The sequence below is a fragment of the Corynebacterium sp. HMSC036E10 genome (assembly GCF_001836265.1).
Lineage (GTDB): Bacteria > Actinomycetota > Actinomycetes > Mycobacteriales > Mycobacteriaceae > Corynebacterium > Corynebacterium coyleae.
This window is the reverse complement of record NZ_KV827992.1, coordinates 19,832-41,978: the sequence shown is the minus strand read 5'-3', so window position 1 is coordinate 41,978 and position 22,147 is coordinate 19,832. Positions and strand designations below refer to the sequence as shown.

Annotated in this window: 20 protein-coding genes and 3 pseudogenes; 12 read left to right on the top strand and 11 right to left on the bottom strand. The window is 61.1% G+C overall.

Annotated features, from left to right (window positions below):
• Positions 1–175 precede the first annotated feature (175 nt).
• Positions 176–1,657, bottom strand: coding sequence for an ApeA N-terminal domain 1-containing protein (locus HMPREF2736_RS09490; protein ID WP_070568670.1), 1,482 nt, complete (start codon positions 1,655–1,657; stop codon positions 176–178).
• Between the two features lie 29 nt (positions 1,658–1,686).
• Between HMPREF2736_RS09490 and HMPREF2736_RS12895 the strand changes: the two genes are divergently transcribed.
• Positions 1,687–2,304 (top strand): RCC1 domain-containing protein, encoded by a 618-nt coding sequence (locus HMPREF2736_RS12895; RefSeq protein WP_210386074.1) that lies wholly within the window; start codon positions 1,687–1,689, stop codon positions 2,302–2,304.
• Positions 2,305–2,539: 235 nt separating this feature from the next.
• Here the strand turns inward: HMPREF2736_RS12895 and HMPREF2736_RS09485 are convergent, their stop codons facing one another.
• Together HMPREF2736_RS09485 and HMPREF2736_RS09480 are read right to left on the bottom strand one after the other, a co-directional pair.
• The gene (locus HMPREF2736_RS09485) at positions 2,540–4,486 is read right to left on the bottom strand and encodes a hypothetical protein (RefSeq protein ID WP_070829486.1); all 1,947 of its coding nucleotides are present in this window, start codon (positions 4,484–4,486) and stop codon (positions 2,540–2,542) included.
• Between the two features lie 617 nt (positions 4,487–5,103).
• Entirely contained in the window at positions 5,104–6,078 is a 975-nt protein-coding gene (locus tag HMPREF2736_RS09480) for an NAD-dependent epimerase/dehydratase family protein (protein WP_070829485.1), read from the bottom strand.
• A 205-nt stretch (positions 6,079–6,283) separates the two neighbouring features.
• Here HMPREF2736_RS09480 and HMPREF2736_RS12890 point away from each other — a divergent pair.
• A pseudogene (locus HMPREF2736_RS12890) lies at positions 6,284–6,529 on the top strand (alkane 1-monooxygenase); the annotation flags it as partial.
• A gap of 46 nt (positions 6,530–6,575) precedes the next feature.
• Here the strand turns inward: HMPREF2736_RS12890 and HMPREF2736_RS09470 are convergent.
• Positions 6,576–6,965 carry a heavy metal-responsive transcriptional regulator gene (locus HMPREF2736_RS09470; RefSeq protein WP_005290994.1) on the bottom strand — a complete coding sequence of 130 codons (390 nt, stop codon included), beginning with the start codon at positions 6,963–6,965 and terminating at the stop codon, positions 6,576–6,578.
• A 98-nt stretch (positions 6,966–7,063) separates the two neighbouring features.
• On the opposite strand from HMPREF2736_RS09470, the gene merA reads away from it, so the two are divergent.
• The 4 genes and pseudogenes from merA (at position 7,064) to HMPREF2736_RS12885 (ending at position 10,141) form a co-directional block, all read left to right on the top strand.
• The gene (gene merA, locus HMPREF2736_RS09465; protein ID WP_070620981.1) at positions 7,064–8,485 is read left to right on the top strand and encodes a mercury(II) reductase; all 1,422 of its coding nucleotides are present in this window, start codon (positions 7,064–7,066) and stop codon (positions 8,483–8,485) included.
• Positions 8,482–8,832, top strand: a complete 351-nt coding sequence (locus tag HMPREF2736_RS09460; protein WP_005293255.1) for a hypothetical protein — start codon at positions 8,482–8,484, stop codon at positions 8,830–8,832. Before merA ends, HMPREF2736_RS09460 begins: the two co-directional genes overlap by 4 nt.
• A gap of 192 nt (positions 8,833–9,024) precedes the next feature.
• Positions 9,025–9,414: pseudogene (locus tag HMPREF2736_RS09455) on the top strand (peptide chain release factor I).
• Positions 9,415–9,649: 235 nt separating this feature from the next.
• Positions 9,650–10,141, top strand: a complete 492-nt coding sequence (locus HMPREF2736_RS12885) for a type IIL restriction-modification enzyme MmeI (RefSeq protein ID WP_371326419.1) — start codon at positions 9,650–9,652, stop codon at positions 10,139–10,141.
• 70 nt (positions 10,142–10,211) lie between these two features.
• Here the strand turns inward: HMPREF2736_RS12885 and erm are convergent, their stop codons facing one another.
• Entirely contained in the window at positions 10,212–11,066 is an 855-nt protein-coding gene (gene erm, locus HMPREF2736_RS09445) for a 23S ribosomal RNA methyltransferase Erm (RefSeq protein WP_049172293.1), read from the bottom strand.
• Between the two features lie 349 nt (positions 11,067–11,415).
• Positions 11,416–11,649 carry a recombinase family protein gene (locus tag HMPREF2736_RS09440; protein ID WP_224784272.1) on the bottom strand — a complete coding sequence of 78 codons (234 nt, stop codon included), beginning with the start codon at positions 11,647–11,649 and terminating at the stop codon, positions 11,416–11,418.
• A 146-nt stretch (positions 11,650–11,795) separates the two neighbouring features.
• Here HMPREF2736_RS09440 and HMPREF2736_RS12710 point away from each other — a divergent pair.
• Positions 11,796–11,918 (top strand): annotated as a pseudogene (locus tag HMPREF2736_RS12710) (IS3 family transposase); the annotation flags it as partial.
• Between the two features lie 133 nt (positions 11,919–12,051).
• On the opposite strand, the gene HMPREF2736_RS09435 reads toward HMPREF2736_RS12710, so the two are convergent.
• The 4 genes from HMPREF2736_RS09435 to ychF form a co-directional block, all read right to left on the bottom strand.
• The gene (locus HMPREF2736_RS09435) at positions 12,052–12,786 is read right to left on the bottom strand and encodes an ATP-binding cassette domain-containing protein (protein ID WP_016456434.1); all 735 of its coding nucleotides are present in this window, start codon (positions 12,784–12,786) and stop codon (positions 12,052–12,054) included.
• The gene (locus HMPREF2736_RS09430) at positions 12,773–14,557 is read right to left on the bottom strand and encodes a hypothetical protein (protein WP_228496378.1); all 1,785 of its coding nucleotides are present in this window, start codon (positions 14,555–14,557) and stop codon (positions 12,773–12,775) included. The genes HMPREF2736_RS09435 and HMPREF2736_RS09430 overlap by 14 nt, the downstream gene beginning before the upstream one ends.
• Positions 14,558–14,812: 255 nt before the next feature.
• Entirely contained in the window at positions 14,813–15,109 is a 297-nt protein-coding gene (locus HMPREF2736_RS12705; RefSeq protein WP_070452603.1) for a recombinase family protein, read from the bottom strand.
• Between the two features lie 18 nt (positions 15,110–15,127).
• Entirely contained in the window at positions 15,128–16,216 is a 1,089-nt protein-coding gene (gene ychF / locus HMPREF2736_RS09420) for a redox-regulated ATPase YchF (protein ID WP_070452600.1), read from the bottom strand.
• 83 nt (positions 16,217–16,299) lie between these two features.
• Between ychF and HMPREF2736_RS09415 the strand changes: the two genes are divergently transcribed.
• From HMPREF2736_RS09415 to HMPREF2736_RS09405, 3 genes are read left to right on the top strand one after another with little or no spacing between them, the layout of a single operon-like run.
• Positions 16,300–17,676 carry an AI-2E family transporter gene (locus HMPREF2736_RS09415; protein ID WP_070614133.1) on the top strand — a complete coding sequence of 459 codons (1,377 nt, stop codon included), beginning with the start codon at positions 16,300–16,302 and terminating at the stop codon, positions 17,674–17,676.
• A gap of 31 nt (positions 17,677–17,707) precedes the next feature.
• A complete protein-coding gene (locus HMPREF2736_RS09410; RefSeq protein ID WP_070829484.1) occupies positions 17,708–18,757 on the top strand; it encodes a DNA recombination protein RmuC in 1,050 nt (349 codons plus the stop codon).
• 11 nt (positions 18,758–18,768) lie between these two features.
• Positions 18,769–19,446: a DUF6542 domain-containing protein gene (locus tag HMPREF2736_RS09405; RefSeq protein WP_180949987.1), complete on the top strand. Its 678-nt coding sequence runs from the start codon at positions 18,769–18,771 to the stop codon at positions 19,444–19,446.
• A 53-nt stretch (positions 19,447–19,499) separates the two neighbouring features.
• Here HMPREF2736_RS09405 and HMPREF2736_RS09400 read toward each other — a convergent pair whose 3' ends face one another.
• Positions 19,500–20,471: a 4-hydroxy-3-methylbut-2-enyl diphosphate reductase gene (locus tag HMPREF2736_RS09400; protein WP_070829483.1), complete on the bottom strand. Its 972-nt coding sequence runs from the start codon at positions 20,469–20,471 to the stop codon at positions 19,500–19,502.
• A gap of 103 nt (positions 20,472–20,574) precedes the next feature.
• Here HMPREF2736_RS09400 and xseA point away from each other — a divergent pair, with 103 nt between their 5' ends.
• Entirely contained in the window at positions 20,575–21,831 is a 1,257-nt protein-coding gene (gene xseA / locus HMPREF2736_RS09395; RefSeq protein WP_070829482.1) for an exodeoxyribonuclease VII large subunit, read from the top strand.
• A gap of 42 nt (positions 21,832–21,873) precedes the next feature.
• Positions 21,874–22,143: an exodeoxyribonuclease VII small subunit gene (locus HMPREF2736_RS09390; protein WP_070421676.1), complete on the top strand. Its 270-nt coding sequence runs from the start codon at positions 21,874–21,876 to the stop codon at positions 22,141–22,143.
• Positions 22,144–22,147 lie beyond the last annotated feature (4 nt).

Sequence of the window (22,147 nt, the reverse complement as noted above, 5' to 3'; positions counted from 1 at the left end):
TCACCGCCGCACCAGGCGGCACTGACGCGCTGCCACCACTTACAGCCGGTCGTCTCGCCCGCCCGCCATGACGCACTCAACGAACGAGCGATAGAGCAGGCTTACACGCGTCTCGCACTAAACGACCGGGCAGCAGCGTCACGGAGGTTCCGAAGTAGCGGCTATCGCAGTGCACCTAAGGGTTTGGTGAGGGAACCAGCCATTCGGCAGCGGTACGAAACGTAGCCCTCAGTTGCGGGTGCTCCCGCACGATCTCTCGCTGTCGCTCTGCCGGCAACCCGAGCTCGTGCAAGACGTTGAGGATTACGACCGCGGTCGTCACCTCGACGACGGCGATCAGCTCCTCGATGGAATGGTTGGGCGTTCTGCCCTCGTGCGCGAGGTCATTGCGGGCGCGCGTCGTCCACTTCGCCCAATGGTCGACATCCGGTAAGAGCTGTGCGATCGCTTCCTGATCGGGTCGCGCGGCGAGGGCATGGAGCCGATCACGGAGGGTCGGGTCGTTGCGGATCGCTCCCTTGAACCTGTTTCGGTGCTCATCGGGAACCTGCGCCAGCATCGCCTCTCGCATCGCCCTGAACTCCGCGTTGGGGAACGGTTTCTCGTCGATGCGGAGGTTGCGGTGCAACACCTCGGCAGCACCGACTGCCGTCAGAAGATTGTTCTCAACAAAACGGGCCGGTGCGTAGCGCAAGCCCAAGATCATGTTTGTCGCTGCCTCCAGGCGGCCATGGGCGTCGCACCATCGGGGCATGACCTCCTCAAATGGGATCGTGCCGCAGGTGAAGAACATTCGGTGGTGATCGACGGCTTTCGCGTCGTGTTTTCCAAGCGCGGCCGGTGAGTAGAGCACATCGGCACGTCGGCGCGGCAGCGGGCGGCCATCAGGGAAGTGCGACTCGGTCCCGGCAACTTCCAGTCGGAGCCAGATCACTCCGGCCGCGCGATGCGTCGCCAGGGAGATCAGGTCCTGCACCAGGCTCGCCTCCTGCAGAGCAACACTCAGAGAGAATGGTTCGGCTGGCACGACGCAGATGGACACCGTGTCCCGCACACGTCCGACGCTTCCTCCCTTGCGCTGGTCGAAGAATGGAAGCGTGTGCGTGTGCTGAAGGCGATACTCAGTGTCGTCGACTACGACCGATTGCGCCTTGACCGGCTTCACCGAGATACGCCCGGTCCCGTCGATCTTGCCGTCGGGAGCCCCGAGGGATCCTTCGAACACAGAAGACACCGCCCAGAGACTCAGATCCTCGACTGAGACTTCTGCCCTAGCGAACGCCGGATCCGCGTCACCGCTGACATGCGCGCCGATGATGGCGACCGTCGCGGTCACGGTCTGCTTATCAGGGCTCGCCACTCGCGCACCCATGGTCCTTCTGGTGCTCCTAGGAACACAGCCGAGCAGTGTGATCTCCCTGAGCTCGGCCACACCGTGCATGACTTCCCAGGTGCGGGTTCCTTCGTGAACAGCAGTCCATCCAGACGAGTCCGTCGTTAAGATCCGATCCTCGAAGGTGCCGATCAGCGACAGAGAGAGACCATCTTCCGGGTCGTACCGTAGGACACCCGGGACCTTCTCGCTAGGGGCTTCCGGCAGCCACCACACGCCAGCCCACTCGCCGGCCTTGTCGAGGTTGAGAGGATCATTAGGCATCGTGCTCCCGGTCCGGGCTCCTTCCTGTCTTGCGGCCAGATGTCAGGTCGAAAATCTTTACTCCACCACATGCCCCCCACGTAGGACAATCTACAGCGAGATCATGGTCAACTGAGATCGGATGCGGCGACTGGCACACAATCGCAGTTCGACGCGACGGCACAGCCCTCGCAACTGGCAACAATCAGCGAGGGCAGACCGACGTCGCCCGGTGGACACACGTGTCCGAGGTCTCTGCCGGCTACCTGCACACCGTCGGCTTACACGACGACGGCACCGTCGTCGCCGTCAGCGACGACAGCAGAGGCCAGTGCGAGGTGTCATCGTGGAGAAGCATCACCTCAGTGGCAGCCGGCTCCGTCCATACGCTCGCGCTGAGCCAGACCGGAAGGGTCTTCGGAACGGGCGACAACCAGTTCGGCCAGTGCGATGTCCAGTCATGGACCGGCATCACAGCGATCGCAGCCGGAGCGAGACACTCGCTCGGGCTGCGCGCCGACGGAACAGTCGTGGCTGCGGGCCGACGAAACAGTCGTGGCTGCGGGCGACCACACCGAGCAGCAATGCAATGTCAACGCCTGGGCCGCTCGACCACAGATGAACTGAAGTCCAGCGTGCCCGATAATCGGCCGTCGATCACACGTTGAATCTAAACTCCACCGAGTTCCGGCACATAGGTACATCTGAACACAGGGTTCACGTGCTCCCCCTCCCCACGGTCAGTGCTCGCTACTGATCAGGGGACACAGGCTCACCCTCGACGTGGGTCAGCCTGCAGGACGCCACGAAGGAGGTACCGCGCCATCACGCCGGCAGGGAACCCGGCTGAGACGCCACATACTAGGGATCTGAAGAGGGCTCGACCATGCCAGCGGTCGGCCCCTATTCCTTCGCGAGCACGGCGTTATCCGTCAGGCAGAAGTCATCGTTGATCTTGATGACCAGCGCAACGAGTAGGCGGAGCGCTGTTAGATACGTGTGGCGGTGAACGCGGTCGTCGTCACCGTCTGCCTGTGATCCATGGAGGTAGCGGTTGCGCAGGCTAGGTCCGTTGCTGAACTCCTTATCGTTAAGGAAGTAGTTGAAGTAGCTGACCTCCGCGGCGCTGAGCAGCGTTGATCGATGCACCAGCCATCCGGCGCTCACCATCTCGTCAATGGCTTTCTGGCCGGCCGCCGAATGATGGAGACAGCTCGTCACCTCGTACTCCCAGAGTTCCTTGAGCACATGCAATTGTGGCGCGCTTGCAAACGCAATTCGGTCACGATCTCCGTTCAGGATGCCCTTCTCGACCAGGAAGTCGATGTTGCGCTGTTGGTACTCGTGGAACTGGTCGTAGGCGATGTCATTGGCGATGACCAAGTGGAGGAAGCTCTCTGCCTCCAGATCGCTGCTGATGTGCACCAATCCGGATTGGTCCGAGAAGAGCAGGTGCTGAATTCCTTGGATGTCCGCGTTGTTGGCAACGTAGGCGTACTTATCCACAACCTGACTCGGGATGTCGCCGTAGGAAAGCTGCTCCGATGTGATTGTCAGCAGCTCCGGGTCAACCTCGCCGTAGTCGACATGCAGCGTGAACTGCTTGAGGACGCTCTCCATCTCTGAGAACAGATGGCGGCTCTTCTCAAGGTAGGTAGCGGTCGGGCTGGAGGCGCGGTACTTCAGCCCCTTGGCACCGAACTCCTGCTCAAGGTAGTCCGTGAAGAACCAAGCGATGACCAACTCGAGCTCTATACCTTCGGAGCTGAGGAAGCGCTCGTACATCAAGGTCTGGAGCAAGGACGCCTGATCCTTGAGCCTGAACACCGCCCCCGTCCGGTAGTCGCCCTTGCCCGGCGTACCCATGAACCGCTCGAAGACGCCAAGTTGCGCTCCGTAGGAAGGGAGTTCCAGGAGCATGTGGTCGTTGGCGAACTGGAACAGGTGAACAAAGTTATTCAGGATAGTCGGGTAGTCGAGGTTCTCCGTGAGCCAGGTTCGACTGTAGGAGTACTTGCCAACCATGCCGTCCAAAGACTGGACGACCTCTTCGACCTGATCGGCCGAGATGCCCACTTCGCAGCCGGTCTTGATCCCCTCCGTGGACTCGAACATCTTCTTCGTGAGCGCATCTGCCTTGCGACGAGCCTTTAGCTTCAGTCGAGCATCGACGCCGGTGTTCTTGTCAGCTCGTGCGGATGCGATCAGCTTGACGAAGTTGAGGTTAGGCTCTTCCTCATCGAGATATCGGTCAAACAGGCCACGCTGATCCGCGGGAGTAAAGCTCTTCGGAAGATGGATTGGATCCCGCCCCTCGGACTGGAGGAACTTCCGCGCAAGCAGCTCAGCATTGCGCGGCTCATCGAGTAGCAGGGCCCGAATCTCCTGGTCGTAGGCACGCACGAGTGTCTGGCATGAGAGCAGATCGTGCGGGTGGAAACTCTGCTCTTGAAGTGCAGCAAGCACGATCGAGTCAGTGCAGCGCTCGAAGACCTTGTTCTTTCCGAGGAGATCGAGGACGTCTGTGCGGTACTGAAAGTCAACGTCCTGAACGAGCGTTGAGAAGGTGGCGTCAGTCACTTTGCCGAAAAACCTGCCGATGACTTCCCGGATCTCGGGGACGTGCGCCAGAGGCGCGTCTCGCTCTGCTTCGGCCAGGTCCTTCGGGAGAACTTTGTGTTCTAGGAACAACGCGAGATGATGCAACTCAACGATGTCGTTTATGCCTTGATCGCCACGAGTAGCATCGAATTCACGGACGAGCTCTAGGAGGCGGTCGGCCTGCCAGAAGGTTCCGTAGTCGCTGAGGCCGAAGAACTTCAGTCTCTTCTCTGGTCCGCTTTCCGACACTCAAATCTCCCTCCCGGTAGGCGTCACTCTATACAGTTCGGGGGCGCCTAGTGACACGAATTTGAAGTTGTTGCCTGATCGTGCAGCAGTCCCCTTGGGCGGAGCCGTCGTCCACGTCGATCGTTGCGCCGGCTCCTCGTTCTGTCGTGGAGGCGAGCCGAACTAGCGGCGCATCACCCCGAGGCGGACACGACCTACGTCTCCATGGGCATAGTCCCGCGCCCCATCGGGCTCCTCCCCACCGCGGAGCGGCGCACGACGGACGATGTACAACTACGCGGGTAGGTCCCTGGCAAAAGCGCCGGGCACTAGTCCTGACTCAACACTCGACGAGAATCATCAACGAATCTCACTAGTTATTGAAACGGAACTCCACGGAGTGGCGAAAGAAGGCTACCTCACTCAGTTGCAAGCGATTCGAGAAGCCGAAAAGTGTGCCGCAAGGCGTTTCCTGCTCGGAAAGGCAGCCTCTGCAGGCTAGATCGTTCCGCGTCATGAAGAGCTAGCACCGCCGAAGTTCCCCTCAAGTCAGATTCGGACTCATTCTCACAGTCAGTCGCGGAACGAAACCCAACGTAGTACGGTCCCGACTGCAACTAAAACTGTTCCTGCCGAAACTAAATACCATCTTCTAACCGCTGGCGAAGCACGACTTCCTCTTCATCGCTGAGCCCAGCGAGTCTTTCCCCCTGCTGTTCTTCTTCGAATCGCAGCGCATCCGCCAATGTTTCTTTCAACGGGCGAATCTGCAGGCCAGCTTCGTAGGCTGTGGCGCAATCGAGTAGCGCGATGTTGCGAAACTGTTCACCTGGTACCCACAACGGCAACGATGTTGGGCCCATCCACGGGGTTACATCATTAGCGAGAAGCAGTTCATCAGAGCAAGGTCGCTCCGTAGCCTCCGATGCGGTTAACTCACGCGAAATCTTGAACACATCGGACAAGGAAGTAGCAAACCCCGTGGCGTTAAAGGTTCCGAAAGTTCCAACTTCTGCAGACTCAACTATCCAGTCTGCAAGGTCTTTCACATCAATCATAGCGACGGGAAACGCCGGGTCTGGGACGATCACGTTCTCACCCGTGGGATGCGCGAAGCGCCACGGATAGTAACCACTGCGCCCTGTTTCGTCGCCGTAGCCGGCGATCAGACCGGGTCGAACTACCATTACCGACCTATTTATGTTGCGATAAATCGTTTCGCAAGCAGACTTTGCGGCCGGGTACTGCCCCATGTTCTCCATGTAGTCAATTTCAAGCGGAGTGACTACGGAATCAGACTCGGAAGAAATACTTCCTTGGTCCTCATATACGCTGCTCGAAGACAGAAATATACGATGCTTGGCCTGGAGTTTCGTCGCCGCATCCCGCGCATGCTTCGGCTGACTCGTCAGATCCACAATGGTGTCCCAAGTTTTCCCCGCAACCTCATCGTACGCACCGTCACGGTCACGGTCTGAACTCACAAATTCGGCTCCGTTGGGAACCTTCCCGTTACCCCGCGCGAGGCAAGTAACTTGATGTCCTCGGTCGATTGCTGCCGCCGCAATGTGTCCTCCAAGGAAACCGGTACCACCGAGCAATAAAAAGTTCATGTCACTAGTTGTACACGAAACCTTCTCACACGTGACCAGTCCTAATCCCAGCGCATCCAAGCTGGAATAAGATGTCAGAGCAGGATTACCCCACCATCTGTCAGAGCTTCTTATTCGGCTAACCTACACATTGAACTTAAATTCAACGGTATGTCGTTGCAAAGTTACCCCCTCTTGTTAACACCATCAAAAGGAGTGTTATCCAATGAAAGCGTTCGGCTTCTTAAGCTTCGGGCATTACGCCTTCGGCAGCTAGTGCGGGCCATCTGCGGAAAAGATCGCCAAGACTCGTCTGGAGATCACCCAGGCTGGGGACGAAATCGGCGTGAACAACGCGTCCTTCCGAGTCCACCACTTCGCACTGCAGGCCTCCGCCCCGATGCCGCTGCTGTGTGCTATCGCGGCCACCACCAAAATCATCGAGGTGGGCACCGGCGGCATCGACATGCGCTAGCGCATATCGGGGTTGTAGCGTTTGAGTCATTGACTCCCGCCGTCTACAAGTATCTACACACTTGATCGGTGCTGCACGTTTCAGGATCCGGGTGCGCGGCGTCCTGGCTAAGGTCCGCGATAGTGTCGCGCAGCACGGAGAGCTGCGCGATCTGCTGCTCGATCTCAGCGAGGCGCACGTCAAGCAGGTCGCGCACGTGCTCGCAGGGCGCATGGCCGCCGTCGCGGATGTCGAGGATCTGGCGGATCTGGGCGAGAGTGAGACCCGCGGCCTGGCCGCGGTGGATGAAGTCGATCCGAGCGACCGTCTCGGGCGCGTAGTCGCGGTATCCGGACGGCGTGCGCTCGGTCGGGGGCAGAAGGCCCTGTTCCTCGTAGAAGCGAAGGGTCTTCGCGGTAGTGCCCGCCCTCTCGGCGAGTTCTCCGATCCACATTGCTGTCTCCCTCCGTGGCCGCGCTTGACCTTCCCCTGCACTGGAAGGTCCAGTATGGCTGAGACAGAGCAGAAAGCCAAGAGTTGACAGGAGTAGCGATGCCTACGAAGTACGATCTCGCCATCATCGGATCGGGAGGCGGCGCGTTCGCCGCTGCGATCCGCGCCAGCACGCTCGGGAAGTCGGTGGTGATGATCGAGCGCGGGACGCTCGGCGGCACCTGCGTGAACACGGGCTGCGTCCCGTCGAAGGCGCTCATTGCCGCGGCCGGCGCGCGGCACGTCGCGGTCGATGCCGCAACCCGGTTCCCCGGGATCGCGACGACGGCGGATCCCGTCGACATGCCCGCGCTGATCGCTGGGAAGCAAGCGTTGGTGGAGTCGCTGCGCGGCGAGAAGTACGCCGACGTCGCCGACTCCTACGGCTGGCAGGTCCTCCGCGGCGACGCCTCGTTCGTGGGCACCCCTGATGCGCCGGTTCTCGATGTTGCCGGATCCGACGGAAGCGTCGAGACCATCGAGGCCCACCACTACCTGGTCGCGACTGGTTCTCGCCCGTGGGCACCGCCGATCGACGGCCTGAAGGAGACCGGATACCTGACCTCGACCACGGCGATGGAGCTGACGGAGGTCCCCGAGTCGCTGCTGGTGCTCGGCGGCGGCTACGTCGCCCTGGAGCAGGCGCAGCTGTTCGCCCGCCTCGGCTCGCAGGTCACGCTGCTCGTGCGGTCCCGGCTCGCCTCGAAGGAGGAGCCGGAGGTGTCGAAGGCGCTCCAGGAGGTGTTCGCCGACGGGGGCATCCGCGTCGTCAGCCGCGCAGTGCCCACCCGGGTCTCCCGCGGCACGGGAGGCGAGGCCGTCGTGACCGCCGCCTTGTCCGGTGGCTCGCAGGAGTTCCGCGCCGACCAGGTCCTGGTCGCCCTCGGACGCCGTCCCGTCACCGATGGCCTGAACCTCGATGCGGTCGGGGTGAATACCGGAGACTCCGGCGAGGTGGTCGTCTCCGACCGGCTGCAGTCCTCGAACCCGCGGGTCTGGGCCGCGGGCGACGTGACCGGGCACCCCGAGTTCGTCTACGTCGCCGCCCACCACGGCACCCTCGTCGCCGAGAACGCGTTCGCCGACGCCGACCGGTCCGTCGACTACGCCCGCCTGCCGCGGGTGACGTTCACCGGGCCCGCGATCGGCGCGGTCGGGATGACCGAGAAGGACGTCCTCGCCGCGGGGATCCGCTGCGACTGCCGCGTCCTGCCCCTGCACCACGTGCCCCGCGCCTTGGTCAACCGCGACACCCGCGGGTTCATCAAGATCGTCGTGAACGCCGAGACGAAAGAGATCCTCGGCCTGACCGCCGTCGCCAAGGACGCCGGGGAGCTCGCCGCCGCAGGCGTCCACGTGCTCGGCAGGACCGTCGCCGAGGTCGCCAACGCCTGGGCCCCCTACCTGACCATGGCCGAGGGCATCCGGATCGCCGCGAAGGCCTTCACCACCGACCCGTCGCTGCTGTCGTGCTGCGCATGAACGGCAACGCAGGCAATCGGGGAGATCTCATCCTGAAGCAGACGATGAGCGCCGATCAGGACCGCGACGAATGGCGCGCCGGTCCCGTCGTCGCTGCAGTGACCGGGCTGCTCTTGCTGGCATGCTGCGCGCTTCCGTCGCTGCTCTGCTGCGGCCTGCCGTTCATCGCGGCGGGCGGAGCACTCGCAGGCGTCGGTGGGCTCCTCGGTAATCCCTGGATCATCGGTGCCGGGACCGCCGTCGTGATGGCCGTCATGGCGGGGATGCTCGTCAGGCTACGGCGGCGGCACCGGCGCCGCAGGTCCGGCTGCTGCGAAAATCCTTCGACCGCTGATCGGAACCGGTAGTTCGAGCGGATCCAGCGATCACTGCCACCTGCGGAGGCCGCTGAAATCGAAGCCCGACGGGAGAAGGAGGAGCCAAAAGCGTTCGAATCACCCGGTGACGAGGATAATACTGAGGCTGGATCCCGGCCGTCGCGACGCGGTCTCCGCTTCCGCCGAGACGAGAAAGGGTTGTGGGCACCTAGGCTGGGCGGCATGAACGACATGACCATTGCGCCCGGCCCGGGGATCCCCGACGGTGCGGTCATCGCCGCCGATCTCGCGGAGCGTTTCGCGAAATCGTCGACTCCGGGCGGCCAGGGCGTCAACACGACGGACGGCAAAGTCCAGCTTTCCATCGATGTCGCGGAATGCGCATCGCTTACCGACGCCCAGCGTCACCGTATCCCGCGCAACCTCGAGCACCGCCTAGACGGCTCCGTCTTTACCGTGACTGCGTCGACTCAGCGGTCTGTGTTTCGCTAGTGGTCCTCTCGCCTGCACCTGCGACACAGCCTCGTGCCCCCGGGCCGTAGCGTTCGGGGGAGCACAATAGCCCCAGTCTTCATCACGTCCCGGGATCAAAGAGTTCATCGCAGAGGTTAAGCACTACACGTTGAACTTGAACTCGACGGAGTGTCGTCGATAAATAACCATTTGATGCGCGCGTGCGGAATTAACAACGAAATACCGCTAAAACAGACAACATATGGGGTGCACAGAAACACATATAAGTTCTGCGGAAAACCTATAGGGTGCGTCGCTAAAAACCGCTGTGCGCGAAAAACATAAAGGGTTTACGGACCCGGTCCCAGACCCCTCAATACTCTGAGCCGGAAGAATGGAAAGTGGAAGGTTGATGTATCCCCACTATTTTTTTTTCCGTTTTTCGGAGTACATCGGGAGCTACAACTGCGGACCAGCTCTGTGTGAACTAGATGAGAAGGCGCAGCAGCGAATCATCGACGCTGGACAGTTGGTGCTGCGGGCACGCGAGCGGCACCCCCAGCGGTCACTCGCGGAGCACTACAACCCGTTATCGATGGACCCAATTCTGCTCAAGGCTCACAACAACTTGGACCGGGAAGTCGATAAGGCTTTCGATGTGGCACGCAAACTCACCAACGAGCGCCAGCGCCAGGAGCTACTGTTCGCCAGCTACGGGGAGTTGGCGAGGGGCTATGTCTCCTCGCTTTCATCAAAATCGAAACCACCAGCAGGGTCGTTCCCCGTGCGGGTGATTTTGATCGGTCCCGCTGCTGGGTGTAGAACCCTGTCGCTGGCAACGCCGGGAACTATGACTGTGCCCGACGAGAACACGTCACTGCCATAACGCGGCTCACGGTAGACGAACATGGGTCGTTCACTACTACTGGTGGATTTCGGTTTTGGTGGTGGGGGGATTACCGCCGCCGGCCTCGATTTTTCCGTTGAGGAGGGCGTTGACTACTTCCCGATTGTGAAATGGGCCGATGGCGCGGTGAAGAGGAACCAGTCACCTGGAAGAGATCGATCCAGTCGCTGGTGTGCAATCTGGGAGGTAGGGTTGCGGGGTCGATTCCTCGCGAGCGCAACCATGATTGTGTCTCTGAACGTGATGAAAACAACCCTGCCCTTCGGAGAATTTCCCCTATCCCGCGTCCCCGGGCGGTGAAAACGGTGTGCACCATCGCCTGAAAGGCTTTGCGTTGCTCTATCGGGATCTTCGGGTCACCCACCCGGCGGATCACTAAGATCCCCCCGTCAACGTTTGGCTGTGGCCGGAAAGCAAACCTTGGTACTCGGGAACCAAGGTGAAACGTGAACCATGGGGACCACTGAGCTGTCATCATCGTGCTTGCACCTACCCCGGCCCGGCGGCGAGCGACTTCCCACTGCATGAGGAGTACAGCGTCAGTCCATGCCGGCGCATGCAACAACTTTCGAAGAATGGCAGTGGTGAGGTGAAAGGGAATGTTTCCCACAATGACGCAGGGAGTGGCGGGTAACGGGAAGTTGAGGAAATCATCATGGACCACTTCGACCGACGCCGAGGCGGTCTTTTTTGTGAGTTTGGCAGCTAGTTTTGCGTCTACCTCAACTGCCGTTATTGCCCTCCCCAAGTGGGATATCGGGTGGGTGAGGGCACCGCTTCCTGGCCCGATCTCAATGATGGGGCCGGAGGTTTGTTTTACAAGATCGACGATGGAGTTGATGATCTTGTGGTCTGTGAGAAAATTTTGGCCATGTTCGTGACGGCCGTATCCGTATGTAGACATCAGGTGTGCTCCGTGGAGTTGAAACGGAGCCGGGCATGGCAAATGGCCGCCCGGCTAAAGGACCGGAGCGGTTTCTAACCTGCGGGAGGGAGAAAACCGCCTTAGCGGCTGGTGAGCGGCCGCATGAAAACGGAACCTGAAATCAACATGGGCCTATCGTATCCAATTAATTTCGCAGGGTCCAATACGGTGAGAAAGAAGACAACCGCACCGCAACAGTGCAAGACCTCTCTGGATTGGAATTTGTCCTACCTTCGGCTCGTCGTACAGACGCCACTGGCGTATTTTGTCTCTGGGCAACGAGGGGGAGTTACCCCCACCTCCGGATGTTTTTAAGGTGCACCCCTTATTACGCTGTGGTGCGGGAGTAGTTTTGTCCGACTGATCGGACTACCCACCGACGTGGGGCGGGTAGTTCGAGGTCCCAGCAGATGATCGCGTCGATTTCGCCGCGTTCAAAGGATGCCACCATGGCGTCGTAGTCGGGGCGAGCCACATTCTTCTTTGACGCGGAAATGGACTGATCGACGTAGTTATGTCCTATGTCCAACGTCCAAGCCACGCTGCTTTGCAATGGCTTCACAGTCCTGACGCTGCCGGTCGATGGTGAGGCCATCCACGTCAGCGTCTCGCGAGATACGAAGGTAAATAGGAGCGCGTGTTGCCAAACGCTTTTAATAAGGCCCTTAGCTAACATTGAACTTAAAACCCGACCACTTCGACATCAGTCGCCAAGAAGTCTTCCGGTGGTGCATGCGCTACAACACCCGCAGACGGCACTCCTGGTGCAACTTTCTAGCCCCCAATGACTTCGAAGCACTCACATCAGCTACGCTGGCCCAAGCAGCATAGCTAACCCCCGACGTGTCTACTTTCCGGGGGTCAGGCCCGTGCTCGACAACCCCAGCGGACTCAACGCCCACGCCAGCGTCGCGGACCATGCGGCCGGGTACCGGAAGGTGGCCAAGGCCGCGGGCATCGCGATTTAATCCCGCGCAGAGCCGGAGACTGTGACCTGGCGATCATTGATGCGCAAGGTGCTGTCAGCGGCAGCAATAACTGCGGCATCGTGCGTGGCGGCCAGAACGAGTGCGCCCCCGTCCGCAGCTCGCCGCAGGAGCGCGATAACTTGGTCGCGGTTAGTGGGGTCGAGGGAGGCGGTCGGCTCGTCAGCGAACACATAAGCCGCGCCGCGGAGCAGGGCTCGGGCGATCGCCAGCCGCTGCTGCTCGCCTCCGCTGAGAATAGCTGCCGGCCCGTCGAAGGGGACATCAAGACCGACTTCGCCGAGGGAGTGCAGCAATTCTTCTTTGGAGTATTGCTTCCTGGATAGTCCGAGGGTGAGGTTATCTTCGCAGCTTAGTTCGGGAATGATTCCGTGGTCTTGGTGGATTATCGCTGCGCGTTCTCGCCAGAATCTCCGCCTCCGCTTCATCCTCCACGCGGAGGCATTCTCACCGTCTATCCGGAGGAGGCCGTCCGCCGGCGGCAGGAGCCCGGCCAAGGTGTTGAGCAGCAAAGTCTTTCCGGAACCGCTGGCTCCACAGATGGCGACAAAGCCTGGCCCGGGTAGGGAAAACGTTGCATTTTCCACGAGGGACTTCTTCACCATCCGCGTGCTGCGCCCCACAGAAAAAGTCGACTCCGCGGCGAGACAGAGATGAGAGGTGGAAATCTCCGGCGGCAGAGTGGGGGACTGATTGGGGCTAGCCAATGACATTGTGACTCCTAGGGGAGGCGGACATGTGCTGAGAAATACTGAGACGGGCAAAACCGAGGTAGACGATTAAGACAAGGCAGCTTAGCGCGGTGAAGGTGTAGAGGAACGGGTTGGGAAGCAGTAGCGGAGCCAGGACGGACAATATGACGACAACTGTCAGGCTGACCAGTTGGCTTTTGAATAGTCGCCACATCGTTTTGTCCGGTGATTGCCCAGCGCTGTGGAGGAGTACCAGGAGGCGACGGTGAACTCGGAGCTGGATGCGCGCCTGGACTATCAAGGCCGCAAGCGTGGCGAGCAAAGCTCCGAGGACGCTCAGGATATTCAGCCAGAACAGCGCCGTGCTGGCTACTAGTTCGGCCAGACCGCGATCGGCCGCGCGTACCGGGTACACGTAGCCTTCGAGGCCGGCAGCGGTAAGTTCTGGACCCAGTTCCGAGAAATCCGCGAAGAGCAAATTTTCACTCGAAGCTGTGGAGCTTAGGAAGTCTGCGTCGAAGCCGGATAGATCGTCCGTTTCAAGCACGTAAAAACAATCGCCGGGAACCAGTTCCCCCGACATTGTTCCACTAATGAATCCGACCGCATGATCGGCACTGACCGGACCAATTTGCGCAGACTTAAGGAGCAGGTCGCCGGATTCCTGAGCCCACAGATCCACGGAAGCTGCGAAATGCTCTTGGGCTGCGGAATAGTCGACCGAGTGGTTGTCGTCTCCGGGACGGAACTGATAATCCTGCAGATCGTGCCATTGGCGGTTAGCAAGTGCCACGGGGCAGGAGTCCGGCACACCGGTACCTTCTTTCGGCAAAGTATGGCTGAGGACAGCCCCGTGCTCCCGTTCCCAGCTGAGCGCGAAGTCGCGGAAGTTCTGCTGCACACTGGGCGGCAAGAGCTCGCCTCCTTCCGCGCGGCCAGCAGGGCCGTCGAAGTTGGCTGAAAAATGCAAGGCTCCAAACTCCGCGAGAGATTTCCAGGTCTGCTGGGCCTCGGATTCCTGCTGGTAGGAGCGGAGCGCAGCCGCTGAGCTAAGACCCGCTGCTACAAAGGTCACGCAGGTAAAGACCGAAATTACTTTCAGCGCTTTTCCCGCCGCCTTCTCTGCGGGGGCACGCTGCCCCAGCAGCGCTACTGCGCGGCGCAACAATGGGGCGGTGACGGCTACGGCCAAACCGGTGGTGGCCAGGGCCAAGCCTATCCCGGCGGCGTAGAACCTGAGGAACAGGAAAGCAAAAGAATAGCTTCCTTGGCGGGCGAGGAATGTACTCGCAAGGCCAATGAGAACTAGGTGTGGGAGGATGACAAAGGCCCATTGCCGCCAATTGCCTTTTTGACTGCGGTGCCCGCCATTTATTGTGCGCAGCGCTGCCAATCTAAGACCGGAAACCCGAAGAACAAATACCAGGGCAAAAAGGGAAACGACAAATAGAAACAGGATCGCCACCAACGCGGGCAGGCGGAATACGACCGATTGGATGAGGTGAAGGAACTGCGTCTTTTCGCTTAGCCTGAGCCCGTCATTCCTGGCCGATTCGTAGAAGTGGTTCGCATTGCCACCCGTTGCTTTGGGAACCAAGACGTAGTCACCGTGGTAATCCAGCGACCCAAGCTCACTGGACGCTTGGCTCAAGGCATCCGGCCGGTTGAGCCGGGGAATGCGTTCCGGTGCTGGATAATTTTGCTCCAGCGGGATGAAAACCTCGTGGGAAGTCCCGCTTGCGTCATCGGTGCCAGTCAGCCGGTAGATGGAGTAGCCGTTCTGCTCGGCCAATGAAACCAGTGAGTTACGGATTACCGTCGGTGCGTAGTCTGACTCAAGTTCCTCCGCGAGTGAAGTCTTAGGCTCGACGTAGTCAAGACTAAAGGTTGATTCGACCCCTAAGGACAAGGGCTTGGTGGAGTCAACCAGGGCTGTCAGCAGCCACCCAGTAGTCGCGATGACTGCAGCAAGAAGTAGGCTCAAAAGCCCAAGTACTAGGGGTCGAATGCGCATGAGTTCTAGCAGAAGTTGTAGTAGTAGCTGTCCTTAGTGCCCGGCAAATTCGTTGCCGAAAGCTCGGCGATCGACTTCTGGCCGCCGCGGGTGTTGATGCTTCGTTGCGTTCTGCCGTTGACGGTCACAGTCGAAGTATGGCACCGATTCGTCGGGACGGTCCACGTCCTTCTTTGATGCAGAGATCGATTGATCGACGTAGGTATGCACGACGTCCCAGCCGCGTTGCTCGGCGAGGGCTTCGCAGTCCTGACGCTGCCGGTCGATGGCGAGGCCGTCCATGGCAGCATCTAACGAGATACGGAGGTAAATAGCAGCGCGTGTAGTCATACGCTATTCATAGCGTATTTAGGTTACATTGAAACGAAACTCGACCACGTCGCCGTCGACCATGACGTAGTCCTTGCCTTCCTGGCGGACCTTGCCGGCGGCGCGGGCCTCGGCCATGGAGCCGAGCGCGTCCAGGTCTTCGAAGCCGACGATCTCGGCCTTGATGAAACCCTTTTCAAAGTCGGAGTGGATCACGCCTGCGGCCTTCGGGGCGGTGTCTCCCTTGTGGATGGTCCAGGCGCGAGCCTCCTTCGGGCCTGCGGTGAGGTAGGTCTGCAGGCCGAGGGTGTCAAAGCCGGCCTTGGCCAGGGTCTTCAAACCTGGTTCGTTTTGGCCGACGGCGGCGAGGAGCTCGGCTGCGTCTTCGTCGTCAAGTTCGAGCAGCTCGGTTTCGGTCTGGGCGTCGAGGAACACAGCCTCGGCCGGGGCGACGAGTTCGCGCAGTTCCTGTTTCTTCGCCTCGTCGGTCAGCACGGCTTCGTCGGAGTTGAAGACGTAGAGGAACGGCTTGGCGGTCATCAGGTGCAGGTGGTGCAGCAGTGCCAGGTCGATATCGCCGGTCTTGGAGGCGGCGAAGAGGGTGCGGCCGTCTTCGAGAATGGCCTGGGCCTTCTTAGCCTCCTCGGCCTGGTCGGCGACGTCCTTGTCCTTGCGGCCTTCCTTCTCCAGGCGTGGCAGGGCCTTTTCGATGGTCTGCAGGTCCGCGAGGATCAGCTCGGTGTTAATCACGTCGATGTCCGAGGACGGGTTGACCTGGCCGTCGACGTGGATGACGTTGTCGTCGGAAAACGCACGCACCACCTGGCAGATCGCGTCCGCCTCACGGATGTTGGCCAAGAAGGCGTTACCCATGCCCTCGCCCTCGGACGCGCCCTTGACGATGCCGGCGATGTCCACGAAGGACACGGTTGCTGGCAGCACGCGCTCCGAGTCGAAGATCTCCGCCAGCCGATCCAGGCGCGGATCCGGCAGCTCCACCAGGCCGATGTTCGGCTCGATGGTGGCGAACGGGTAGTTAGCGGCAAGCACCTCGTTGCGCGTCAGCGCATTAAACAAGGTGGATTTACCGACGTTGGGCAGACCGACAATTCCAAGAGTAAGGCTCACGGCGCTCCATCCTATCCCACGTTGTGGCGCTGGTTGTGAGGGGTTCGTCGCAAAGCAATGTGCAGTGGGGCACAATAGTTCGCGTGACCGCTCCGAATCAGACTGCAGACAAGCGCGACGACCGCGTCGATCGCATCGTGGTGTTTAACGCCTGGGTTTCCTCCGGGGCGAAGTTTACGCTGCGCCTGCTGGTCATCGCGCTGTTTTTCTTCGCAATCGGCAAGCTCATCGGCGCCTTTTGGGTCGGCGTGTTGCCTGCGGTGCTCGCGCTGATTGTGTGCACGGTGCTTGCCCCGGTTGCGAGCTGGCTGCGCAACCATAAGTTCACCGACGGCATCGCGGCCATGGTGACCATGTTGCTGTTCTTCGGCGTGCTGGCAGCCCTCGGCATGATCGTCGCCCCCGATATTGTGGGCCAATCGCGGCTGCTGTACATCCAGGCGCTCGAGGGTGTGCAGCGCCTGCAGTTGTGGGCGCAGGGTCCACCGCTGAACGTGAATCCGGAGAACCTGAACGAGGGTGTCGACGAAATCACGCGGTGGGTCCAGAACCAGGCCGGCGCCATCGCCGGTGGCGTGTTCTCCGGCATCAACACCGCGGCAGGCCTGTCGGTGACGCTGATGGTGCTGTTCGTGCTGACCTTCTTCTTCCTGAAGGACGGCCACCGCTTCCTGCCGTGGCTGCGCGGCGCGACGGGCGGACGCACGGGACTCCACTTCACGGAACTGTTGACCCGCGCTTGGAACACCCTGTCGGGCTTCATCAGGGCGCAGGCGGTGTGTTCCCTCATCGATGCGCTGGTGATCGGCATCGGCATTGCCATCGTCGGCGTTCCCATGGCGTTCACGCTTGCGATTATTACGTTCGTTGCAGGCTTCATCCCGATCGTCGGTGCGGTGGTCGCGGGCGCGCTGGCGGTCCTGATCGCACTGGTCACGCTCGGGTTCACCAAGGCCCTGATCGTGCTCGGCATCGTCCTGGCCACCCAGCAGCTTGAGGGCAACGTGCTCTCTCCCCTGCTGCAGTCCAAGGCGATGAACCTGCACCCGGTGATCGTGCTGATCTCCGTGACCGTCGGCGGCGGCCTCTTCGGCCTCATGGGCGGCTTCCTCGCGGTACCAGCGGCGGCGATGATTGCTGTGGTGTACCGCTACGTGCTGGATATCCTGCGCATCAACGCCGGCGAGGTCCGTGCCGAGGACCTCACCTTCGCCACTCCGGAAGGCAAGCTCATTGCGGAAATCGACGAGGCCGAGTCTGTACACAAGCGCGAGGCGTGGCGTGGCGAGCGTGACTGGGTGAACGCTCCGCAGACCCCCGAAGAGGACGTGCAAGAAGGTGATGAGGACAAGGAGTCGCCCCACTTCGCGTCGAACAGCTTGAAGAAGTTGCGCGAGGTAGGCAATCGCACCATCTTGCGCCGCAGGGAGTTCGAACATAAAAGCGAACCCGACGAGTAGTGTGTCGTGCCGGGGTGGTTAGATCTCCGGCATGCAAACCTCCACGGTCTTTCTCATCCTTGCAACGGGTCTCCTCGCCGGGTTTATCGTCGGGGTGTTCACCGGCGTGGCGTGGTTTCGTCGTTCTGCCCCACAGCCAGCTCCGCCGCAGGATCTACGCCCCGTCGCTCGCGCGTTGAAGGACATGCGTGAGCAGCTTGATGCGATGGATAAGCAGCAGGCGGTGGCGTCGTCGGCAATCGCAGGGCAGGTGCAGGCGATCGGGCGCACCTCCGCGCGCCTCGGTGACCGCACCGATCAACTCATCACTGCGCTGCGCTCCCCGCAGACGCGCGGGCGTTGGGGCGAGATGCAGCTGGAGCGCGTCGTGGAGCTCGGAGGCATGCTCGAACATGTCGACTTTGATACGCAGGCGCACATGCGTATCGACGACACCCGGGTCCGCCCCGACATGATCATCCGCCTCACCCAGGGCCGAAACATCGTGGTGGACGCGAAAGTTCCGTTCGGCTCTTACCTCGACGCGCTGAACACAGACGATCCTGAGGAACACGAGGCCCACCTGCGCCGCCATGCGCATTTGCTGCGTTCGCATGTGGATACGTTGTCAAACAAGACCTACATCAACGCGTTTCAGCCGACCCCGGAGTTCGTCGTGTTGTTTGTGCCAGCTGACCCGTTTTTGGATGCCGCGCTCGGGCTCGATCCGGAACTGCTTGACTATGCGTTTTCGCGCGACGTGGTCATCGCCACCCCGACCACACTGTTTGCGCTGCTACGCACAGTGGCGCTGGGGTGGCGGAAGGAAGCTATCAACGCGTCCGCGAAGGAGGTGCAGCGCCTCGGTGCGGAACTGCATCAGCGTTTATCGACGATGGCCCGCCACTACAACAAAGTCGGCGCCTCATTGGAGAAGGCAGTTGAGGCATACAACGCCACGTTGGCGTCGATGGATTCCCGCGTAATGGTGACGGCCCGCAAGCTTGAGGAGGCCAACGTTCCCGTACGGCGGGAGCAGGCGCCCGAGCTGAATCCGGTTTCAACGCGTGCCCGGCACATGGCGGAGGACAATGACAGGTAAGCTGCGTCAGCGTGTCACATCTTTCGAGCCGGAGCCATTCCCCTACGTCCGCCACCTTTGTTGGGTTGCCGACGGGGTCTGGCCTCGGCATCGTGTTCGCCGCCCTGTTCACCGGCGTGCTGCTGTCGCTGTCCGCAGGTGTAATTTCGTGGCCGTTTCTTGCGCTGTATGCCCTCGCGGTCATCGTGGTGACCACGTTGGTGAACCCGAAGGGGCTTTCCCTGACGGTGACGAGCGCACCATTAATGTTTGTCGCCGCGCTGGTGGCCACGGGTTACTTCATGTCGCGCGAGAGCCTGTCGGCTGGCGGCGCGAGCGCTAAGACTGCACTGCTCGGTATCGCGTACCCGGTGGCGGAGTACTTCCCGGTGCTGTTTTTCACCACCGCGGGCTCGCTGCTTATCGCTGCGGTGCGGCTGCGACTGATCCGTCGGCAAAACGATGCGATTCGCCGACGCGAAACCGCCCAGCGGACCTCGCAGAACCGCAGCAACCGTCGCACAAATTCTCAAGGGCGGAGGGCTCGCGAGCAGGCTCGGTCGGTTCCTGTGCAGGAGTTGTTGGAGCGGGCGAAGTCGGAGGGGGCGCGTCGTCGCAAGGCAAATGCGAGTGGCTCGCGTAGATCCGGAGAAACCGGTGGTTCTTCACGTGCGGTTCACCGCCTCGGCGAGGACTTGTACAAAGGCTAAAGGCCTTGTCCCGATGTCAACGGGGCAAGGCCTTTGGTCGTTCTCGGCGGGGTTTATGCCTCGAGCGGTGCCTCGCGGCGCGGCAGGCGCAGTTCGCGCGGCAGCGAGAAGGTGATGGTCTCCACGGTGGTGGTGATCTCTTCCACGTCGCCGTAGCCCTTCTCCCCCAGATAGTCGAGCAGTTCGCGCACGAGGATGTCCGGCACCGAGGCGCCAGAGGTCACGCCAACGGTGTTGACACCCTCGAACCAGGCATCGTCGACTTGGTGGGCGTAATCGACCAGGTGGGACTCCTGCGCGCCGGCCTCGAGCGCGACCTCGACGAGGCGCTTCGAGTTGGACGAGTTCTGGGAGCCGACCACGATGACCAGGTCACTTTGCGGCGCGATCTTCTTCACCGCGGCCTGGCGGTTTTGGGTGGCGTAACAAATGTCGTCGCTCGGCGGGTTCTCCAAGTTCGGGTAACGCTCGTGCAGTTTGTTGACGATCTCCATGGTCTCGTCGACAGACAGCGTCGTCTGGGACAGCCACACCAGCTTCTGCCCCTCCGGGAAGTCCGGCAGGCGGTCGACGCCGTCGACGCCGTCGACGAGGTGGGGGATGTCCGGAGCCTCACCTGCGGTGCCTTCGACCTCTTCGTGGCCTTCGTGGCCGACGAGCAGGATGTGGTAGCCGTCGCGGGCGAAGCGCTTCGCCTCGTTGTGCACCTTAGTCACCAGCGGGCAGGATGCATCGAGGGTGTGCAAGCTGCGCTCCTTGGCGGATTCGCGCACTGCGGGCGACACACCGTGGGCGGAGAACACGAGGTGGGATCCTTCGGGGACCTCGTCGGTTTCGTCGACAAAGATCACGCCGCGGTCCTGCAGCGTCTCCACCACGTACTTGTTGTGCACGATCTCCTTGCGCACGTAGACGGGGGCGCCGTACTTCTCCAGCGCCTTTTCTACGGTCTCCACGGCGCGATCCACGCCTGCACAGTATCCGCGTGGGGACGCGAGTAGCACTTTCTTACCCTGATCAGTCATGGAACCAACCCTAACGAATCTACGTCAAAAACAGTAGGCGGGTAATTCGTGCCCGCCGGGTACTGTTTACCTGGCAGAAGTACTGGGGAGAAAGGAGCATCGCATGGCACAAGCGCAAGGGGCGCCGCCGAAGAGCACGCCGGAATCGCCGTGGTCTGTGGCCAAGCTCAATAACTCCGTGAAGAGTTGGATTGACCGGTTGGGTTGGCTGTGGATTGAAGGCCAGCTCACGCAGATTAATACGAAGCCGTCGTGGCGGTTGTCGTATATGACGTTGCGGGATACGCAGGAGCAGGTGTCGGTGCAGTTGACGGCGGAGACGTCGTTGCTGACGGGCATGGCTGTGCCGTTGAAGGACGGCGACCGCGTGGTCGCATACGGTAAGCCGACGTTTTATCAAGGCCGCGGCTCGTTTTCGATGAAGGTGGCGGAGATCCGCCACGTTGGCGCAGGCGAGCTGTTGGCGCGCATTGAGGCGTTGCGCAAGCAGTTGGCGGCCGAGGGCCTGTTCGATCCGGCACGCAAGCGCCCGCTGCCCTACCTTCCGAAAAAGGTTGGCCTGATCACGGGGCGTGGTTCGGCTGCTGAGCGTGACGTGGTCACGGTGGCGCAGGGACGTTGGCCACAGGTGAACTTCGAGATCATCAACACGCCGGTACAGGGGCCGACGACCGTGCCTGCGGTGATCGAGGCACTGCAGGTGCTGGATCGCGATCCGGACGTGGAAGTGATCATCATCGCCCGCGGCGGCGGTTCGGTTGAGGACTTGTTGCCGTTTTCGGAGGAGGCCCTGCAACGCGCGGTGGCGGCCGCTGGCACACCTGTCATTTCGGCGATTGGCCACGAGCCGGATAACCCGGTGCTGGACAATGTGGCGGATGTTCGCGCCGCCACCCCGACCGATGCTGCGAAGCGTGCCGTGCCGGATGTTGTGCAGGAGCGTGCGCTTATCGACGAAGCACGTGCCCGCATGTCCGCCGCCCTGCGCGGATGGGTGCAGCGGGAACGAAACGGCCTCGCGTCGATTCGCACCCGTCCTGCCCTAGCGGATCCGATGATGGCGATCACGCGCCGCCGCGAGGAAGTGGAGCGCGCCCAGGCGTTGATCCGCCGCGACATTTCCCATGTGCTGCAGCGTGAGAACCAGCAGGTCTCGGCGTTGCGCGCGCAGGTGTCGGCGCTCGGCCCCTCTGCAACCTTGGCCCGTGGTTACGCCGTGGTGCAGGTGGTTCCGCGCGACCACTCAGGCGCAGAGGTTGTGACCTCTATTGATCAGGCTCAGCCCGGCGCGCAGCTGCGTATCCGTGTCGGCGATGGCTCGATTACCGCCGCTTCGATGTCTACCACTCCCGCTGATTAATGCAACCAGCTGAAGTCAACTAAGAACGTTTAAGGAACACTCATGACAGACAACACGTTTGGATCCGGCCAGGCGAACGACAATGCTTTCCCGGACCCGGAGACGCTGACCTACGAGCAGGCTCGCGATGAGCTTGTGGAGACGGTGAAGATTTTGGAGCTCGGCCAGATGAGTTTGGACGAGTCGTTGAAGTATTGGGAGCGCGGTGAGGCGCTGGCGAAGCGGTGCGAGGTGCTTCTCGACGGCGCTTCGAAGCGCGTCGAAGAAGCCATCAGCACCCGTCAGGTCAGCGGGCAGGCTCCTGAGCAGTAAGTAC

What these genes read in the sequence shown, in the direction of transcription:
- HMPREF2736_RS09490 (WP_070568670.1), bottom strand. Translation starts at nt 1,657, where the DNA reads ATGCCTAATGATCCTCTCAACCTCGACAAGGCCGGCGAGTGGGCTGGC.
- HMPREF2736_RS09480 (WP_070829485.1), bottom strand. Translation starts at nt 6,078, where the DNA reads ATGAACTTTTTATTGCTCGGTGGTACCGGTTTCCTTGGAGGACACATT.
- HMPREF2736_RS09470 (WP_005290994.1), bottom strand. Translation starts at nt 6,965, where the DNA reads ATGTGGATCGGAGAACTCGCCGAGAGGGCGGGCACTACCGCGAAGACC.
- merA (WP_070620981.1), top strand. Translation starts at nt 7,064, where the DNA reads ATGCCTACGAAGTACGATCTCGCCATCATCGGATCGGGAGGCGGCGCG.
- HMPREF2736_RS09460 (WP_005293255.1), top strand. Translation starts at nt 8,482, where the DNA reads ATGAACGGCAACGCAGGCAATCGGGGAGATCTCATCCTGAAGCAGACG.
- HMPREF2736_RS12885 (WP_371326419.1), top strand. Translation starts at nt 9,650, where the DNA reads ATGGAAAGTGGAAGGTTGATGTATCCCCACTATTTTTTTTTCCGTTTT.
- erm (WP_049172293.1), bottom strand. Translation starts at nt 11,066, where the DNA reads ATGTCTACATACGGATACGGCCGTCACGAACATGGCCAAAATTTTCTC.
- HMPREF2736_RS09435 (WP_016456434.1), bottom strand. Translation starts at nt 12,786, where the DNA reads ATGTCATTGGCTAGCCCCAATCAGTCCCCCACTCTGCCGCCGGAGATT.
- HMPREF2736_RS12705 (WP_070452603.1), bottom strand. Translation starts at nt 15,109, where the DNA reads ATGACTACACGCGCTGCTATTTACCTCCGTATCTCGTTAGATGCTGCC.
- HMPREF2736_RS09410 (WP_070829484.1), top strand. Translation starts at nt 17,708, where the DNA reads ATGCAAACCTCCACGGTCTTTCTCATCCTTGCAACGGGTCTCCTCGCC.
- HMPREF2736_RS09400 (WP_070829483.1), bottom strand. Translation starts at nt 20,471, where the DNA reads ATGACTGATCAGGGTAAGAAAGTGCTACTCGCGTCCCCACGCGGATAC.
- xseA (WP_070829482.1), top strand. Translation starts at nt 20,575, where the DNA reads ATGGCACAAGCGCAAGGGGCGCCGCCGAAGAGCACGCCGGAATCGCCG.
- HMPREF2736_RS09390 (WP_070421676.1), top strand. Translation starts at nt 21,874, where the DNA reads ATGACAGACAACACGTTTGGATCCGGCCAGGCGAACGACAATGCTTTC.